The following is an 18,427-nucleotide window of genomic DNA, read 5'->3' on the forward strand; positions in this document are numbered from 1 at the left end:
CAGGATGCGAGTGTGGCTCACGTCACCCGGGTCCGCAGGCCGTATCCGCTGCTTGTCGCCGCGGCCGTGCTGCTGGTGCTCGGCGCGACCGTGGCCGGGGTCGTCGGCGGCGCGCTCGGGCTGCACCACACCCCGGCCGCCGTGCCACGTGAGGACGTCGCCGCCGCACCGCCGCGGGTCGCCGCACCGGCACCGCCGTTGGCGTCACTCGCCGTACCGGACGAACCGCGCGTCGTGAAGGCCGCCGTCGCCGTCGCCGACGCGGTCGTCCTCCGTGGTCTGCCCCGGCCGGTCGTCACCCCGGGCACGGCGCGTCCGATCTCGACCTCCGAGAGGCTCGCCCCGGGCACGGCGGCGCCGGCTCCGCCGGGCGTGACGACGCTGCGGGCACAGGTGCTTCCCACCCTGACCGCAGCGCCGGAGTCGTACCGGATCGGCGTCAGCGAGTCCGAGTTGGCCGTCGACGGCAGCGATGTCGCGGGGGTCGCGGCCGGGTTGTACCGGCTCGCCGACCGGATCCGCTCCGGCGCCGAGGCGCTCCCCGCGGCCGACGCGGGCCGGGTGGTCACCCCCCGGCTCGGCCTGCGGCTGACCGACGCCGGCTCGGTCGGTCGTGCGGCGGATCCGGACGCCTTCGCCCGGGGCGACGACTACAGCCTGAACGCCGACGTGGTCGGGCAGGCGTTGCTGCCGCAGGCGCCGTGGGTGGACGGTGCGGCGGTGGCCCGGATCGGCGCGGAGTTCCGGCAGTTCGTCGACCATTCGGTGGCGCAGGGCTACAACGGGATCGTCGTTCCTGGCTTTCTGGAATACGTGACCTTCGCGAAGGTGGCCGACGGGCACGCGGTCTACCCGCCCGGCGACCCGCACGTCGAGCGGGCCCACGCGATGGTCGCGGCGTTCGCCCCGGTCCTGCGCTACGCCGAACTGATGGGCGTGAAGGTCTTCCTGCTCACCGACATGCTCGCGGTGTCGCCGCCGCTGGAGGCGTACCTGACGAGGACCGTCGGCGGCCTCGACGCGGCCGATCCCCGGCTCTGGTCGGTCTATCAGGCCGGGCTGGCCGAACTGTTCGACAGCATGCCGTTCGTCGACGGTCTGATGATCCGCGTCGGCGAGGGCGGCGAGGTGTACGCCGAGGACGGCTGGGACTACTCGTCGAAGCTCGTGGTCACCACGGACGCCTCCGTACGCGCGATGCTGCGAGCCCTGCTGGACACCGCCGGCAGTGCCGGCAAGGAGGTCATCTTCCGAACCTGGACCGTGGGCGTCGGCGCCGTCGGCGACCTGCACACCAACCCGGAGTCGTACGCGAAGGTGCTGGACGGATTCGACGACCCGCACCTGCTCGTGTCCACCAAGTACACCCTCGGCGATTTCTACAGCCACCTGCCCCTGAACACCACACTGCTCGCCGGCACGCACCGGCGCATCGTGGAATTCCAGGCCCGCCGCGAGTTCGAGGGGTTCGGTGCGCTACCCAACGACCTGGGCCCGCTGCACCGCCATGCGCTGCGCGAGTTCCTCGCCGCCAATCCCAGGATCGAGGGCGTCTGGAACTGGACCCAGGACGGCGGCCCGCTGCGCGCCGGACCCATGTCGCTCTACCTCCGCGCCGGCTTCTGGCAGCTGTACGACCTCAACACCTACGCCGTCGGGCGGCTGGCCTGGAATCCCGACGCCGACCCGGCGCGGATGACGGCGGACTGGGCGTACCGCGTGTTCTCCGCCGATCCGGCCACGGTCGCCGCGATCGGGCAGGCGATGGCACTGTCCCGGCAGGCGGTCACCACGGGCCTGTACGTCGGACCGTACGCGGACAGCTCGGTGCGGGCGCTCGGCCTGGAACCGCCGCCGATGATGTGGATCTTCGAATGGGACATCCCGACCGGTGACTCCGCCACGCTCCACAGCATCTACGCGGTGACCGGCGATCGCGTCGACGAGGCGATCGCCGAGGGCGAGCAGGCCATCATGCTGGCCCGACGCATGCGTGACCTGGTCGCCGCGACCGATCCGGCGACCTGGCGGGACACCGGACTGCGCAGGCACTTCACCAGGACGCTCGACTACCAGGTGAACCTCTTCGAGACCCTGGGCGCCTACCGGACCATGGTGCTGCGGCACGCGCAGTGGCTGGACACCGGATCCCCGGCCGCCTACCGGGGCTGGCGGCTGGCCGAGACGGCCTACCGCGGTGCGCGCGACGTGCACCGGCAACGCTACGACGGCGACCTGGACCTGCCCGCGTACAACTTCACGGCCGCGGACATCGGGGCGCTGCGCGCGGACCGGGATCCCGCGATGGCCTGGGCGGCCCGGGTTCTGCTCGGACTGATCGTGCTGGTGCTGCTGCTCGGCCTCGGCGGACGTGGCACCGGTGGCGGCGCCGCGCGGGGTCTGCTGCTCGGCGCGGTCCTGCCGTGGCGGGTCGCCACCCTGCCGACGCCCGGATCGCGAGTCGACCGGGTGCTCGTGTGGCTGGTCCCGGCCGTGGTACTGGTGGCGAGCCGGCTCGTCCTCACCTGGTTCGCCGCTCCGGCGCACCTGCTGGTCACCCTCGGCGGGTGGGTGCTGTTCGCGCTCGTCGCACGCCTCGTCGTCGGAAGACGGGACCCGTTCCACCTCTGGGCCACCATCGGCGGCGTCGCGCTGCTGCGCAGCGTGCTGCTGCTGGCGGTGCTCGCCGGACGCGGACCGGGAGGGTGCTGGTTCGGCTTCTGGACCGCACCGGCCGCGCGCACGGCGTACCTCACCGTCGCGTTCGCGGCGTTCGGCTGGCTCTTCGTCGCCACCGCCGGGATCCTGCGGGACCGCTACGGCCTGCGACGTCGAAGCGCCGCCGGGCTTACCGTGACCGCCGCAGCCGTCCCGCTCGCGCTGCTGTCCGGCCTGGTCGGGGCGGTCGGCCTGGAGCGCGCGCTGACGGTGTGGAACGACCAGATGGCGTTGCTGCCCTGGGGCCTGGCCCGCATCCTCGGCATCACCGTCCACCTCGGCATCCCCGCCGATCTCCCCGGTCACGTCGCGGTTGTCGGTGCCGCGCTGGCCGCCGCCGGCCTGCTCCTGGCACGTGGCCGCCGCGGGAAACCCACCTGACCACCCCGCCGAGCAACCACACCGGCGGCCTGGTCACCGAGGACGGCAGGCTGCGGGCACCGTCGCCACGGCATCCTGGCGGCTCGCGTGGACAGCTCTCGCGGCGGAGTCAGGCGCGGTGCCGTCCCGGGCGTGCGGCCCGCGAACCCGCGGCCTGCGAACCGGACCCTGCCGGAGCCGGTGGAGGCCAACCGGGACCCGGCGCGTCGCCGGCCGGATCGCGCCGACGGGATGGCGGCGGCGAGAACGGCTCCACGGCCCCGGCCCGGGTCACCTCGTCGAGCACCGGATCATCGGCCGACGTCGGCTCCCGGGGCGCCGGGGCGGGTGGACGGGAGGGTGACGGCAGGACGCCGACCGGGACGTACACCTGCGCATCCACCGCCTCGGCCAGCAGCAGCGCCATGGCGGCACTGGTCGGCCGGTCGGCCGGGTCGGCGCTCAGGCACCGCTGGCAGAGCTCGGCCACGTCGGCGGGCAGGTCGGCGACCGGTGGTAGCGGATCCGGTGTCCGGTGGACGTGGGAGAACGGCCGATCCGGTTCGGTGCGTACCGGCCATGGCAGCCGCCCGGCCAGGCAGAGATAGAGCAGCACGCCGACGGCGTACACGTCGGTGGCCGGGCTGGCGCCGACCCCGCTGAGCCGCTCCGGGGCGACGAACGCCGGCGTCCCCACCAGATCGCCCCCGGGCACCGGGTCACGCTCGCCGACCAGTGCCGCGATGCCGAAGTCAAGGACCTTCACCCCGGTCGGGGTGAGCACGATGTTGGCCGGCTTGACGTCCCGGTGCACGACGCCGCCGAGGTGGGCCGCGGCCAGCGCGGCGCCCGTCTCCGCGCAGACCCGCACCGCGATCCGCCAATCCAGCGCCCCGGACCGCCGCAGATGCGCGGCCAGCGTCTCGCCCTCCACGAGCTCCATGACGATGTACGGCGCCGGCCGACCGTCCGGCAGGGGCGCCAGGCCGAAGTCGTGGACGCTGGCGATGTTGGGATGGGCGAGCCGGGCCGCCGAGCGGGCCTCCGTGCGGGCCTGGTCCACGGTCGCCCGACCGGCCACCGGATCGGCGTACGGCAGGGTGATGAGCTTGACCGCGACCGGCCGGTCGAGCACCTCGTCGTGCGCGTGCCAGACCTCCGACATACCGCCGGCCCCGACTCGCCGATCGAGGCGGTACCGCCCGTCCAACACCGGCATCCCCGCCCCCGACACCTCTTCCCCGCCGCCGGTCCGGTCGACGACGGTCGGAAACAGCGCTACCCACGGTCGGCCCCGCACAAACCGCCCGAGCCAGGTGCCCGCGCTGCGGGGCCTCCTGGTGCGGAACGATCACCCAGCCGCGGCGCCCTCGCTGACCAGGTCAGCCCTTCACCGCGCCCGCGGTCAGCCCTTCACCGCGCCCGCGGTCAGCCCCTCGGTCAGGAAGCGCTGCCCGAAGGCGTACATGACCACGACCGGGATGCTGACGAGCAGCGACGCCGCGGCGAGCTGCCCCTGCGGCACGACATCTCCGGCGATCATCGACTGCATTCCCACGGGGAGCGTCTTGTAGTCGTCCTTCGTGATGAACACGAAGGCGAAGAGGAACTCGTTCCAGGCATTGGTCAGGGTGAACAGCGCGACCGCCAGCAGTCCCGGCTTGGCAAGGGGCAGCACCACCCGGCGGAACGCCTGGAGGCGGGTGCAGCCATCGACCAGGGCGGCCTCCTCCAGCTCGACGGGGATCGACGAGAAGTAACCCGCCAGCAGCCAGGTGGCGAACGGAAGCGTGAAGGTCGGGTACGTCACCACCAGGGACCACAACGAGTCGGTGAGCCGCACCCCGATGAGCAGCTGGTACAGCGGGATGAACAGCAACGCGCCCGGCATCACGTAGGTGATCAGCACCGTGACGGTGAAACCCTGCGCCCCGCGGAACCGCAGCCGGGCCAGCGCGTAGCCGGCCAGGGCGGCGCAGAGCAGCGCCACCGCGGTGGACGCCGCGGAGACCAGCACCGTGTTGAGATACCAGCGGCCGAACGGCTGGTTGGCGAAGAGGGCGCCGAACTGCTCAAGGGTCCACGGCGTCGGCCACAGGTCGTGTTCGCGCATCACGACCTGGCCCTCGGACTTGAAGGCCGTGACGGCGATCCAGTACATCGGGCCGAGCACGAAGGCGAGCAGGCTGGCCAGCGCGACACCGGAGCCCAGGCCCGAGACGAGGGACGACGCACGGCGACCTCCCCGGGCCTGGAACGCCGAGGTCAGCCGACCGACGGCGGCCGCGACCAGCAGGATCACCCCGAGGACCACCGCCGCCTTCCAGAAGATCTGCGGCGACGCCCAGAGCAGCAGACCGGCGACCGCCGCGCTGACGACCCACGGCAGCGCCTGCCGCGCCGGCCCGGCCCACCGCGCCGGCCCGGCCCACCGCGTCGTCCGGGTACGCCGGGATGGCGTGACGCCGGTGTCCTGGCGCAACAACCGGACGAGGACGAACACCAGCCCGCCGATGATCGGCAGCATGACGAGCGTGACCGCCGCCCCCGCGCCGTACTGCAGCTGCAGGATCGCCTTCGAATACGCGACGAGCACGTACGGCGCGGTCACGTCGCCCGGGCCGCCCTGGGTCAACAGCCAGATGAGGTCGAAGTTGTTGAACGTCCAGATCGACGACAGCGTCACCGTCACGGTGATCACGTGGCGCAGTCCGGGCAGCGTCACGTGGACGAACCGCTGCCACGCCGAGGCGCCGTCGATGGTCGCCGCCTCGTACTCCTCCGCCGGGATCGCCTTCAACCCGGCGAGGAAGCAGATCGTGAAGAACGGCACGCCCTTCCACACATTGACAAGGATCACGGACGGCATCGCCAGCGAGGCGTCGGAGAGCCAGCCCGCCGGCCAGCTCTCGACCAGCTGCGCGGAGGCCAACAGCGGCCCGATCCCCGAGGCGGTGAGCAGCGCGTTGACGCTGCCGAAGATCGGGTCGAGCAGGGAGCGCCAGCTGAACGCCGTCACCACCGTCGGCACCACCCACGGCACCAGGAGCAGGCCGGTCAGCAGGGCCCGCCCACGACGCCGGTGGTGCAGCAGCAGGGCCGCGGCCAGCCCCAGCACCACCTTGAACACCTCGGCGTACGCGGTGAAGACGAACGAGTTCACCACGCCCGTGTGGAATTGCTCGTCGCCGACGAGGGCGAGGTAGTTGTCGAATCCGACGAAGACGCTCTCCGAGCCGTGCCGTTCCGTGGTGCTGGTGACGATCGACCGGGCGATCGGCAGGAGTACGAGTACCCCGACCAGCACGGCCGTCGGGGCCAGGAACAGCGCTGCCAGCCGCCAGTCACGACCCAGCCGCCGCTGGCTCGTCGTGAGGGAGCCGGGCCCCGGCGGCGAGGATGCCCTCGTCGCCGGGGCCGGCGCCGGGCGAACCAACCTCACTGCGGCAGCCCCTGCTGGGTGAAGATCTGCACCATCTTCGCGTGCGCCGCCGTCACGGCCTGTGCGGGCGTCGTTCCCTGGATGACCTGCTGCATCATGTCGGTGAGGACGTAGGCTGCGACGACAGCCTGCTGGCCGGCGCTGGCCGTCTGGGGGAAGGCCAGGCCGTTCCTGGTGGAGAGCGGCAGCGGCTGCTGGGACATGGTGCGCAGCATGGAGAACGCCGGGTCGCCGCTGGTGAAGAACGGGTCGGCGTCCCAGACCTTCTCCCAGGCGGGCATCGCCAGGCCGGGCGCCTCCTTGGCGACGCCGACCAGCGCCGGCGCACTGACCAGGTACTGTGCCAGGAGCTTGGCGAGCGCGGCGTTCCTGGCGCCCTTGAAGACGACGAAGGCCTGGGACTGGCCGAAGAGCAGGGACTTGTCGGTCGCCGGCCCGATGCAGTCGGAGAAGACGTGGGTGTTGCCGTAGACCGGGTTCTTCTTGGTCTTGGAGTCCGCGTAGACGCTGAAGCTGTTGCGGGTGTAGCCGGTGACCCCGGCGAGCCAGTTCTCGTTGTTGCTGGTGTCGGTCCAGCTCGCCACACCCGGCGGCAGCATCGACCTGTACTTCGGGTTGGTGTAGATGTCGCCCAGGAAGGTCACCGCCTGCACCGTCTCGGGCGAGTCGAAGGTGACCTTCCGGCCGTCGTTGGAGGCGATCGCCCCGCCGTAGGAGTTGATCAGAGCCTCGATCATGCCGTTGCCGTCACCGGACCGGTTGACGGTCATGCCCCAGCCGAACCGGCGCCTGCCCGGATCGGAGATCGCCAGGCACAGGTCCCGCACCTCCTCCCAGGTGTAGACGTCCTTGGGGGCGATGCCCTTCTCCTGCATCCAGTCCTTGCGCAGGAACGACCCGATCCCGATGAAGTGGTACGGGATGGCGAACCACTTGCCGTCGAAGACGCAGAAGTGTCTGGCCTCCGCGCAGGGCTCGCCGTACCTGGCCGTCAGGGCCTCGACGACGTCCGTCACCTCCTCCAGGTCGCCCAGCGCCTGGAACTGCGCGACGAACCGCGAGTCGGTCATGAACGCCAGGTCACGTGCCACGCCGCCCTTGACCTCTGCGTCGATCTTGGCCACCACGTCGCCGGCGTCGGCCTGGACCAGACTGTTCTCGATCTTCGTCCCGGTGGTGTCGGCGAACTTCTTGACGGAGCTGTCGAGCATGTCGTTCGCCGCCGTCGAATACAGCTTCTGCGACAACATCCCCATCGAGGAGCCCTGCAACGACGCCGCGGCGTCGAGTAGCTCCTGCGGCACCTCCGCCTGCGCCCCCGGGGGCGACTCCGAGTCGCCTCCGCACGCGGCCAGACCGGCCGCGCCGAGCACCCCCACCCCGAGCCCCAGAAAGCCGCGCCGGGACCACAACGGGTTGTCCTCCATGGCCACTCGCCTCCTTCCTTACCTCACAGCCGCACGCCGAAGAGGCTGGAAGGCCGGCCGCCTCCCTTGTGACACCTGCGAACCGCACACGAGGACCGATCGCCCGAACGGGTGGTCGCAGCCCGCCTCTGTCGCGCAGTCATCGGAAAATTGCCCCGGGCGCGACGGGCCCTCCCCCCGACCTGCCCGAGACATGCGCACCGCCGGCCTGGGACGTCGACCTGCCCGGCGGTGCGCTCACCTTACCCATCTCGGAAAGTCGCGCCTAGAGAGAAGCGGCAAAATCCAGGACGTCGATGCCATTCATCGACGTCAACGAGTTGCGATCGGCGTCGGCCATGCTCCTTGGGCCTTCGCCATCCAGCGATGTCGTTCCTCATTGCGATGCCGAGGTGCACCGACGCCGATGTCGCACTCCTCGCTCTACACCGAGGACCCGCTCCTCGCGCTCCTTACCGCGCCCGCCGCGACCGACTCGCGCCAACGTGGGTCCGGCCACCCGGGCCTTCGGTCTGACAGCTGCGGTGTTAGCGTGAACATGATCTCTCGGCCCCCGGAAGCGGCACACGGGGCCCCCAGGCCCCGCCCCGCCTGCCGGGTGATGGGTCAAGCTGTAACGCCACCGCAAACCCCACACAGCACCAGGGCTTGCTATCGCGTTGACGTCGATATATGTTATCGCTCACATCTATAGCTCGCCACGACATCGCTGACCTCCGCCCGTCCGCACGCCAGGGGGCGACGCCTCGGCCCGCGCGGTCCAGAAGCCACGGCGGGCTCGCCGGCCCCGGACACGCGGCGCGCAGCGCAGCCGCGGAAGCGCCGCAACCCCGCTCCGACCCCGAAGGACCGCCGCCTGCCGCGACAGGCTCGGGCACGAGGAAAGTCCCACCGCTGTCGCCCGGACTGCTGCTCAGCAGTCCGGCCCGCGGCCCGCCTCGACCGTCCAGGGGCCAGCTTCCACCGGCCCACCGCTTCCCGTGAGATGGAGAACCACCGTGTCGTTCCCGCCCGTGAGCCGGCGCCGGCTGCTGCAGGGCGCCGGTGCCGCCACCGTCGCCACCGCCGTCGGCCCCGGAATCGCCGAGGTAGCCGCGGCGGCCGCCGTTCCGCCGGCCCGTCCGGACATCGGTGTCTCCGCCCACCCGTTCGAGCTGGGCCAGGTACGACTGACCAGCAGCCGGTGGCTGGACAACCAGAACCGGACGCTGAACTACCTGCGGTTCGTCGACGTCGAGCGGCTGCTCTACAACTTCCGGGCCAATCACCGGCTCGGCACCAACGGTGCCGCCTCGAACGGCGGGTGGGACGCACCGTCGTTCCCGTTCCGGACCCACATGCAGGGACACTTCCTGACCGCCTGGGCACAGGCCTGGGCGGTGCTCGGCGACTCCAACTGTCGGGACAAGGCCAACCGGATGGTGGCCGAACTCGCCAGGTGCCAGGCGAACAACTCCGCCGCCGGCTTCAACCCCGGCTACCTCTGCGGCTTCCCCGAGTCCGACTTCACCGCCCTGGAGGCGCGCACGCTGAGCAACGGCAACGTGCCGTACTACGTCATCCACAAGACCATGGCCGGACTGCTCGACGCCTGGCGCCAGATCGGCAACAACCAGGCCCGGGACGTGCTGCTGGCGCTGGCCGGTTGGGTCGACTGGCGTACCGGCCGGCTGAGCGCGAGCCAGATGCAGAACATGCTCGGCACGGAGTTCGGCGGCATGAACGCCGTGCTCGCCGACCTCTACCAGCAGACCGGCGACGCCCGCTGGCTGACCACGGCGCAACGGTTTGACCACGCCGCCGTGTTCAACCCGCTGGCCGCGGGCTCCGACCAGCTCAACGGTCTGCACGCCAACACCCAGGTGCCGAAGTGGATCGGCGCCGCCCGGGAGTACAAGGCGACCGGCACCACCCGATACCGGGACATCGCCAGCAACGCCTGGAACATCACGGTCGGCGCGCACACCTACGCGATCGGCGGCAACAGCCAGGCCGAGCACTTCCGCCCGCCGAACGCCATCGCCGGCTACCTCCGGCAGGACACCTGCGAGCACTGCAACACCTACAACATGCTCAAGCTGACCCGCGAGCTGTGGCTGCTCGACCCGAACCGGGCGGCGTACTTCGACTTCTACGAGCGGGCTCTGCTCAACCACATCATCGGGGCACAGAACCCGGCCGACAACCGCGGGCACATCACATACTTCACCCCGCTGAACCCGGGCGGCCGGCGCGGCGTGGGCCCGGCCTGGGGCGGCGGCACCTGGAGCACCGACTACAACTCGTTCTGGTGCTGCCAGGGCACCGGCATCGAGGTCAACACCGCGCTCATGGACTCCGTCTACTTCCACAACGGCAACACGCTGACGGTGAACCTCTTCCTGCCGTCGGTGCTCACCTGGAGCCAGCGCGGCATCACCGTCACCCAGACCACCACCTTTCCCGTCGGCGACACCAGCACGCTCACCCTCTCCGGCAGCATGAGCGGCTCGTGGAGCATCCGGGTCCGTATCCCGGCCTGGACCAGTGGCGCGACGATGAGCGTCAACGGCACGGTGCAGGACGTCGCCACCACCCCGGGCAGCTACGCGACGGTCACCCGTACCTGGTCCGCCGGGGACACCCTCACCGTCCGGCTGCCGATGCGGGTGGTCACGCAGGCCGCCAACGACAACCCGAACGTCGCCGCGGTGACCTACGGCCCGGTCGTGCTCTCCGGCAACTACGGCAACACCGCCCTGTCCGCCCTGCCGGCGCTCACCGTCTCGTCGGTCAACCGGACCGGTAGCAACTCGCTGGCCTTCACCGCCACCGCGAACGGCGCCACGGTCAACCTCGGTCCCTTCTACGACGCGCACGGGCACAACTACACCGTCTACTGGAACACCAGCGGCGGCAGTGACCCGGGCACCTCCAGCTACCGCCTGGTCAACGCCGGGACCGGCCTGGTCCTCGGCATCCGGGACATGTCCACCGCCGACGGCGGGCTCGCCGTGCAGTGGGGGGACAGCGGCACCGCCGACCACAACTGGATCGTGGTCACCGAGGGCAGCGCGGTCAAGCTGCGCAACGTGCACAGCGGCAAGGTGCTCGGCGTGGAGAACATGTCCACCGCCAACAACGCCCGGGTGCTCCAGTGGGCCGACAACGGCACCGCCGACCACCTCTGGACACTGCTGGACCAGGGCGACGGGACCTACAAGATCCGCAACGTGCACACCGGCAAGCTGCTCGGCATCCTCGACGGTTCCACCGCCTGGGGCGCGCAGGCCGTGCAGGACCCGGACAACGGAAGCGCCGACAACCGCTGGCGGCTGGTCCGCAACTGACCCACGCCCCGGCCCGGCGCGACCACCCGGGCGGATCATGCCGTCGCCGCTGATCGCGGCGGCGGCCACGGAGCGAAGTTGGATCTTGCGCGACCGAGCGGTAGGCGGGAGGATGCGGGAAAGCGCTTGCCCAACGACGGGCGAAGCGAGATGGAGAACAAAGTGCACAAAACACTGCGCAAAGTCGTACCCCTGCCCCTGACGCTCGCGGTGAGCCTGTCCCTGTGTGGCTTCACGTCTCCGGCTGCGAACGCCGCCCCTGCCGCCGGTCCCCGCCAGATGGAGTATCTGACCCGCGGCCTGGTCGCCGCCCAGACCCCGGGCGGCATACTGCTGAGTTGGCGCTTTCTGGGCAACGAACCCGACGGCATCTCCTGGAACGTCTACCGGAAAGACAGCGGTGCGGAGTTCGCGAAAATCGCCACGATCGCGCCCAGGGACGTCCAGCCCGAGAGCGACTACGACACGAACCCCGGCGTCGTGAAGGAAAACGTCACCCCGTCCAACTACACCGACCCGGACGGAACGCTCACCTCCGGCTACGAGGTCGCCCCGGTCGTCGGCGGCGTCGAGGGCGAGCGGCAGGGCATGAGCGTGCCCATGCTGTCGGCCCTGACCGGCCAGGCGGGCCAGGCCAACAGGGGCGCGGCGACCTACATCCCGCTCAAGCCCGCGCCGGCCCCCGTGCCGCTCGTGCACTTCACCTACCGCGGCCAGCGGTTCGGCCCGGGCACCAACCTGAACGCGGCCAACATGGTCGTCCCGGGCACCGGAAACCAGAACTGGTACGTCGTCGACATGGATCTGCTGCGAGGCTTCCGGGTGGCGTACGACGACCAGGCGACCGTGACCCAGGAGCAGTTGGACGGTTGGGTCGCGCGGCTCAACGAGCACAACACCACTCCCAACGCCCTCGGCGTCGCCACCTACCCCACCCCCCGGCCACTGACGAACTCTCTCGTCGACGGCAGAATCACCGAAGCGCTCTACAAGGAACTCGAAGCCGAGTTCGTCAAGTACGTGGAGAACCTGGACTCCGGCACCACGCTGCCCTACGCCAAGACCGGCACCGGCGCGATACACACGTCGCAGAGCAGCCCCTACTCCACACATGACATGACGGTCGGCGACTTCGACGGCGACGGCGAATACGAGATCGTCGTGAAGTGGCGGAGCACCCAGCAGGACCCGATGTACTCCGAGCCGATCTTCGCCGGCAGCAACACCACGACCGCTCCGGAATACGTCGACGTGTACAAGCTCGACGGCACCATGCTGATGCGCGTCGACATGGGCTACAATGTCAGGGCGGCCAACGACCACGAGACCACCCTGTTCGCCGAGGACTTCGACGGTGACGGCAGGGCCGAGCTGATGCTCAAGACCGCGCTGGGCACGCGCATCGGCAACTGGGACGAGGCGTCGCAGTCCGTCGTCTACCCGAACACCCTCGACACCGTCGTGGGCGGCGCGGACGGCCTGAAGACGACCACGGACACGTTCAAGGAGTACTTCACCGCCGGCGACACCGAGGCGCTGGACACCTACTGGTCGCTCCTCAACAGCTTCACCATCAGCTACCGCAGCCCGGTGGCCGGAGGCGGCAACGACGGGATCAACGATCCGGCTCTCAAGCGGTGGATCAAGACGTACCACGTCGGCCCGATCGGCCCCGCAAAGGACGACCAGGAGTTCTTCTCGGCCTTCAGGTGGGACGCCGCCGCCGGCAGGGGCGTGCTGGTGGACAGCGCCAGGTATCCGTTCCCCTACGAGGGCAGCGTCGACGGCGACAACTGGGCCATGACACCCGCCACCCAGCGCGGCAACTACGCCTACCTGGCCTACCCCGGCCCCGGCGCCGGTAGCGGCCCCGGTGACTACAAGTCGCAGATGATGGCGCCGTCGGAGGCCTACTGGCTCGAGAAGCCGTGGAAGGCGGCCTCCTGGGGCGACGCGCAGGGCAACCGCGGCAACCGCTACGTCGGCGTCGTGGCCGCCCTGGACGGCACGCACAACTATGCGGTCTCCCAGCGTGGCTACTACGCGCGGACGACTCTCGCCGCCTTCCGTATCGTGGACGGCAAGGTCGTGCTGCAGGCCAGCTTCGACTCGGCCGACCCGCAGTACTGGTCGCTGGGCGGCACCGCCTACGACTACCAGAACCGCGGCAACCACCACACCTCCTCCGGCGACCTCGACGGCGACGGCCGGGACGAGATCGTGATCAAGGCCCTGGTCCTCGACCTGAACGCCGACGGCACGAAGATCCTGCCCGAGGTGCTCAACGGCGACACCATGCCCACCATCGAGGGGCAGGACGGCGTTCCGCCGGTCGCCGGCAGCTTCGAGTTCGCCACCGACGCGGTCCGGGACAACCCGCTGAACACCTGGGCCCCGCTCCGCCACGGCGACCGCAGCGCGCTGCTTCCGGTCGACAAGGACAACACCGTCCGCATGTGGTCCGGCAGCGAGGAGAACCTGCTGGACGACATCCGCACCGGCCGGCAATCGGGCTGGCTGCCCGGCACCGAGGCGCATGACCCGATGGCGGGCAAGCGGCGCAACGACCAGGGCGAGATCGTCCACGAGAACTCGATGATCTACGGGGTGTACGCCGGTTCCGACACCGAGGGGACGGTGGCGGGCAACTTCTCCAACCGCTGGCCCGGCGCGCAGGGACACTCGCAGAACGGTGCCAGGAGCATGGTCACCGGCGAGCTGCTCAACGGCAGCCGCAACCTGGGCGGCGGCCAGTACGCCATCTGGTTCGGCGGCGGCCTGACGGCGATGGCCGCCAGCAGCGCGACCATCAGCACGGTCGACGACCTGACCTTCGCGACGTCGCCGTATCTCGCGACCGGTCTCACCTCGACCGGCAACAAGAGCACGCCGACGCTCAAGGCCGACCTGCTGGGCGACTGGCGCGAGGAGCTCGTGCTCCGGGCCTCCGGCAACCGTCTGGCCATCGTCACGACCCTGTCCCCGACCGAGTACGGCATCCGCACCCTGATGCACGACCCGATGTACCGCGTCGGCGTGGCCAACAAGAACACCGGCTACGACCAGTTCGGGTTTGCCAGCTTCTATCTCGGTGACGAGGCCGGGCTGCCCCCGATGCGGACCGACATCTCCGTCCCGGCCGCGCCCGACACGACCGCGCCGACGGTCACGGTGAAGCCGGAGTCGAAGGGACGGGGCGGGGTCTACCGCAACGTCTCGTTCAAGCTCTTCGACGCCGGAAAGATCGACAGGCTGACCCTGAACGGGGTCGGGAAGGACCTGACCGACAACACCTGGTCCGACCTCAACGGCGTCAGGCCGGGCACCTTCGGCGGCAGGGCCGGCAGCAACGAGTTGAAGGTGTACGACGTGGCGGGCAACGTCACGCCGCTGACCTTCACGCTGGACGTCACGGGTCCCACGGTGACGGTGAAGGACGGCGCCACCGAGACGGTCGGCAGCGCGGCGGCCGGCTACGAGCTGGTGTCGTTCAAGCTGTTCGACGCGGGCAGGGTCGACAGGCTGACCCTGAACGGGGTCGGGAAGGACCTGACCGACAACACCTGGTCCGACCTCAACGGCGTCAGGCCCGGGGTGTTCGGGGCGGTGCTCGGGGCGAACGAGCTGAGGGCGTATGACGTGGCGGGCAACGTCACGACGCTGACCTTCACGCTTGTCGCGCCGGGGCCGGCGGCGCCGGCCTGAGACTCGACGCACGCGGTACCACAACGGCGACCGGGTCCCCCTGACAGGTCGACGCCGGGGAAGGGCCGGTCCGGCAAGGACCGGCCCTTCCCCGTTCCGCGACGGCACGCCCTGGGTGCGCTGCTCCCGCGGAGAATCCTCTTCCTCAGAGAATCCTCAGAGTTCGACCAAGCCTCGACGTCACGGAAGGTCCGATGGTGGAGCGGTCCCGGAACACCAGCAATCCCGGGCCGAATCGGACGATTGGATCGAGCATGAGCACGCCCAGAACGTTCTGCGAAGCGTTCCAGCGAATCGCGGCCGTGGACCCGGACGCGGTCGCCCTGCGCACGGTCGGGGACACCGCGACCGTGACCTGGCGGCAGTACGCGGATCAGGTGCGTGCGGTCGCCGCCGGGCTGAGCGCGCTCGGAGTGGGCCGGGGCGACACGGTCGCGCTGATGATGGCCAACCGGCTGGAGTTCTATCCGCTGGAGGTCGGGGCGCAGCATCTCGGCGCCACGTCGTTCTCGGTGTACAACACGCTCTCCGCCGAGCAGTTGGCCCACGTGCTCGCCAACGCCGGTGCGACGGTCGTGGTGTGCGAGGAACGCTACGTCGAGCGGATCCGCCGGTCCGGAGCCGTCGTCGAGCACCTGGTGTGCGTCGACGGTGCACCGGAGGGCACGATCAGCGTGGCGGAGCTGGTCGGCCGCGGTTCGCCGGCCTTCGACTTCGAGGCGGCGTGGCGGGCGGTGCGGCCGGACGACGTGCTGACGCTGATCTACACGTCGGGCACGACCGGCGATCCCAAGGGCGTGGAGATGACCCACCGGAGTCTGCTGTTCGAGGTGTACGCCGTCGCCGAGGTGCTGCCGGTCGGATTCGGCGACCGGACCACGTCCTTCCTGCCCAGCGCGCACATCGCCGACCGGGTGGCCGCGCTGTACTTCCAGGAGACGATGGGCACCCAGATCACCGTGGTCCCCGACGCCCGGCAGATCGCCGCGGCGCTGGCCGACTGCCGGCCCACGATCTGGGCAGCGGTTCCCCGCGTGTGGGAGAAGCTCAGGGCCGGCATCCTCGCGGCCGTGGCGGCCGAGCCGGACGAGGCCAGGAGGTCGGGGATGGACTGGGCGCTCGACGTGGCGGCGCGTAGGGCCGAGGCCGCGATGTCGGGCGCACCGCTGAGCGCGCAACTGGCCGCCGAGTACGCCAGGGCCGACGCTCTGGTCCTGTCCACGCTGCGCTCCAGGCTCGGGCTGGACCAGCTGAGGTGGGCGGTCTCCGGTGCGGCGCCGATCCCGAAGCAGGTTCTCGCGTTCTTCAGCGGGCTGGGTGTGCCGATCACGGAGGTCTGGGGGATGTCGGAGCTGAGCTGCGTCGCCAGCGTGGTCTCGCCGGCCGAGCACCGGCTGGGCACGGTGGGCCGGCCGCTGCCCGGGATGGAGGGCAGGATCGCCGAGGACGGCGAGTTCCTGGTGCGCGGGCCACTGATGATGAAGGGCTACCGTGCCCAACCGGAGGAAACCGCCAAGGCTATCGACGAGGACGGCTGGCTGCACACCGGCGACGTGATGACGATGGACGACGACGGCTACCTGACCGTGGTCGACCGGAAGAAGGAGCTCATCATCAGCGCCGCCGGCAAGAACATGTCGCCGGCGTACATCGAGAAGGCCATGAAGGACGCCTGCCCGCTGATCGGCGGCATCGCCACCATCGGCGACGGGCGGGCGTACAACACGGCGCTGGCGGTGCTGGATGCCGAGACGGCGGCCGCCTACGCCGCCCGACGTGGTCTGCCGGACGCGTCCGCGACGGCGCTCGCCGCCGACGCGGACGTGGTCCGCCGGATCAGGGCGGGGATCGCCGAGGCCAACGCCAGGCTGTCCCGGGCCGAGCAGATCAAGCGGTTCCTGATCCTGCCGACCTTCTGGGAGCCGGGTGGGGACGAGCTCACCCTGACCTCGAAGCTGCGCCGCAGGCCGGTCGCGCGGAAGTACGCCGCCGAGATCGAGGCGCTGTACGCCGACTCGCCGGGAGCGGGCGTCCTGGAACCCGACGCTGCCCTCGCACCGGCGTCCGCGTCGGCCACGAACTAACCCGTAGCCGGCCCGGGCGTGAGCCGGAGGCAGTCGATGGGCAGGCGTCAGCGCACCAGCGCGATAGTCGTCGGCGCGGGCATGGCCGGTCTGCTGGCCGCCCGGGTCCTGAGCGATCACGTCGATCAGGTACGGATTCTGGAGCGGGACCGCCTGCCCGGGGACGCGGTCCCGCGCGGCAGCGTCCCGCAGGGGCGTCATGCCCATGTCCTGCTGGTCGCCGGCCAGCGGCTGCTGGACGGCTGGTTCCCCGACCTGGCGGACGAGCTGGTGGCAGCCGGCGCTGTCCCGCTCGACGCCGACGAGCCGGTGCGCCATCGGGGGCGCGGACACCGGATACCGTCCGATCCCGGCTTTCCTGCCCTGTCGATGAGCCGGCCGCTGCTGGAGGGGACGATCCGCGGACGGTTGCTGCGGCAGCGGCCCAACGTGTCGGTCGCCGACGGGACGCCGGTCGACAGCCTCGTCCTGGAGGGCGGCCGGGTGGTCGGCGTGCAGGTCGACGGCGTGCGGCACCGCGCCGACCTCGTGGTCGCGTGCACCGGCCGGCACACCCGTTTCCTGGACCAGTTGGCCGGGCTGGGGTTTCCCGCGCCGCAGGTGTCGGCGATCCGCATCGACGTGGCCTGCGGGACGTGCGTGGTGCCGCGCCGGCCGGACGATCTCGGTGGCGCCCCCGCCGTCGTGGTCAACGACCTTCCCGGTGACCACCGGATGGGCGTGATGGTGCCGGTGGAGGGCGACCGGTGGATGATCACCCTCGGCTCGTTCCACGGTGAGGCACCCCCGATCGAGCCGGCCGGCTACGAGGAGTTCGCCCGGCGCCTACCAGCGCCGGTGATCGCCGACGTCCTGGCCCGGTCCAGGGTCCGGACACCGGTGCTGACCCACCGGATGCCGGCCAGTCAGCGCCGGCACGTGGAATGGCTGGACCGTACCCCGCCGGGATTCCTCGTGCTCGGCGACGCCGTCTGCAGCCTCAACCCCGTCCACGCACAGGGGATGTCGTCGGCGGCCCTCCAGGCCCGGGCCCTGGGGCGGGCCGTGGCGCGCCACGGCCCGACCTCACCGAGGCTGCCCCGCGCCTTCTACCGGCGGGCCGCCAGGGTGGTCGACGTGCCGTGGCGCCTCGCGGCCCGGGCCGGCGGCCCCGGCGTGGTCAACCGCTACCTGGACATGGTCTTCCGGGCCGGCCGCACCTCGGTCCCGGTGGCCCGCCAGGCGTTGCGGGTGCGGAATCTGCTCGCCCGGCCGGAAACGCTGATGACCCCGGCCATGGTCCTGCGGGTCCTGCGGGCCGCCCGCCGCTCCCCCGACGACAGTGAGGGAGCGGCCAGGTAGCGACGCCGACCGCCGGCGACG

Annotated in this window: 8 protein-coding genes; 5 read left to right on the forward strand and 3 right to left on the reverse strand. The window is 70.9% G+C overall.

Annotated elements, in window-relative coordinates:
- Positions 1-12 precede the first annotated feature (12 nt).
- A complete protein-coding gene (locus ACN27G_RS15325) occupies positions 13-3,099 on the forward strand; it encodes a hypothetical protein (RefSeq protein ID WP_421493478.1) in 3,087 nt (1,028 codons plus the stop codon).
- Positions 3,100-3,208: 109 nt separating this feature from the next.
- On the opposite strand, the gene ACN27G_RS15330 is transcribed toward ACN27G_RS15325, so the two are convergent.
- The 3 genes from ACN27G_RS15330 to ACN27G_RS15340 form a co-directional block, all read right to left on the reverse strand.
- Positions 3,209-4,297: a serine/threonine-protein kinase gene (locus ACN27G_RS15330; protein ID WP_421493479.1), complete on the reverse strand. Its 1,089-nt coding sequence runs from the start codon at positions 4,295-4,297 to the stop codon at positions 3,209-3,211.
- Positions 4,298-4,483: 186 nt separating this feature from the next.
- Positions 4,484-6,520 (reverse strand): ABC transporter permease subunit, encoded by a 2,037-nt coding sequence (locus ACN27G_RS15335; RefSeq protein ID WP_421493480.1) that lies wholly within the window; start codon positions 6,518-6,520, stop codon positions 4,484-4,486.
- Entirely contained in the window at positions 6,517-7,947 is a 1,431-nt protein-coding gene (locus tag ACN27G_RS15340) for an extracellular solute-binding protein (RefSeq protein ID WP_421497333.1), read from the reverse strand. Before ACN27G_RS15340 ends, ACN27G_RS15335 begins: the two co-directional genes overlap by 4 nt.
- A gap of 998 nt (positions 7,948-8,945) precedes the next feature.
- Between ACN27G_RS15340 and ACN27G_RS15345 the strand changes: the two genes are divergently transcribed.
- From ACN27G_RS15345 to ACN27G_RS15360, 4 genes are all read left to right on the forward strand, one after another.
- Entirely contained in the window at positions 8,946-11,276 is a 2,331-nt protein-coding gene (locus tag ACN27G_RS15345) for a beta-L-arabinofuranosidase domain-containing protein (protein ID WP_421493481.1), read from the forward strand.
- Between the two features lie 279 nt (positions 11,277-11,555).
- The gene (locus ACN27G_RS15350; RefSeq protein WP_421493482.1) at positions 11,556-14,981 is read left to right on the forward strand and encodes a hypothetical protein; all 3,426 of its coding nucleotides are present in this window, start codon (positions 11,556-11,558) and stop codon (positions 14,979-14,981) included.
- 254 nt (positions 14,982-15,235) lie between these two features.
- Positions 15,236-17,065: a fatty acid--CoA ligase FadD11 gene (gene fadD11, locus ACN27G_RS15355; RefSeq protein WP_421493483.1), complete on the forward strand. Its 1,830-nt coding sequence runs from the start codon at positions 15,236-15,238 to the stop codon at positions 17,063-17,065.
- 36 nt (positions 17,066-17,101) lie between these two features.
- Positions 17,102-18,406, forward strand: a complete 1,305-nt coding sequence (locus ACN27G_RS15360) for an FAD-dependent oxidoreductase (protein WP_421493484.1) — start codon at positions 17,102-17,104, stop codon at positions 18,404-18,406.
- Positions 18,407-18,427: the final 21 nt, after the last annotated feature.

This window comes from Plantactinospora sp. WMMB334 (genome assembly GCF_049179095.1).
In the GTDB taxonomy this organism is placed as follows: domain Bacteria; phylum Actinomycetota; class Actinomycetes; order Mycobacteriales; family Micromonosporaceae; genus Plantactinospora.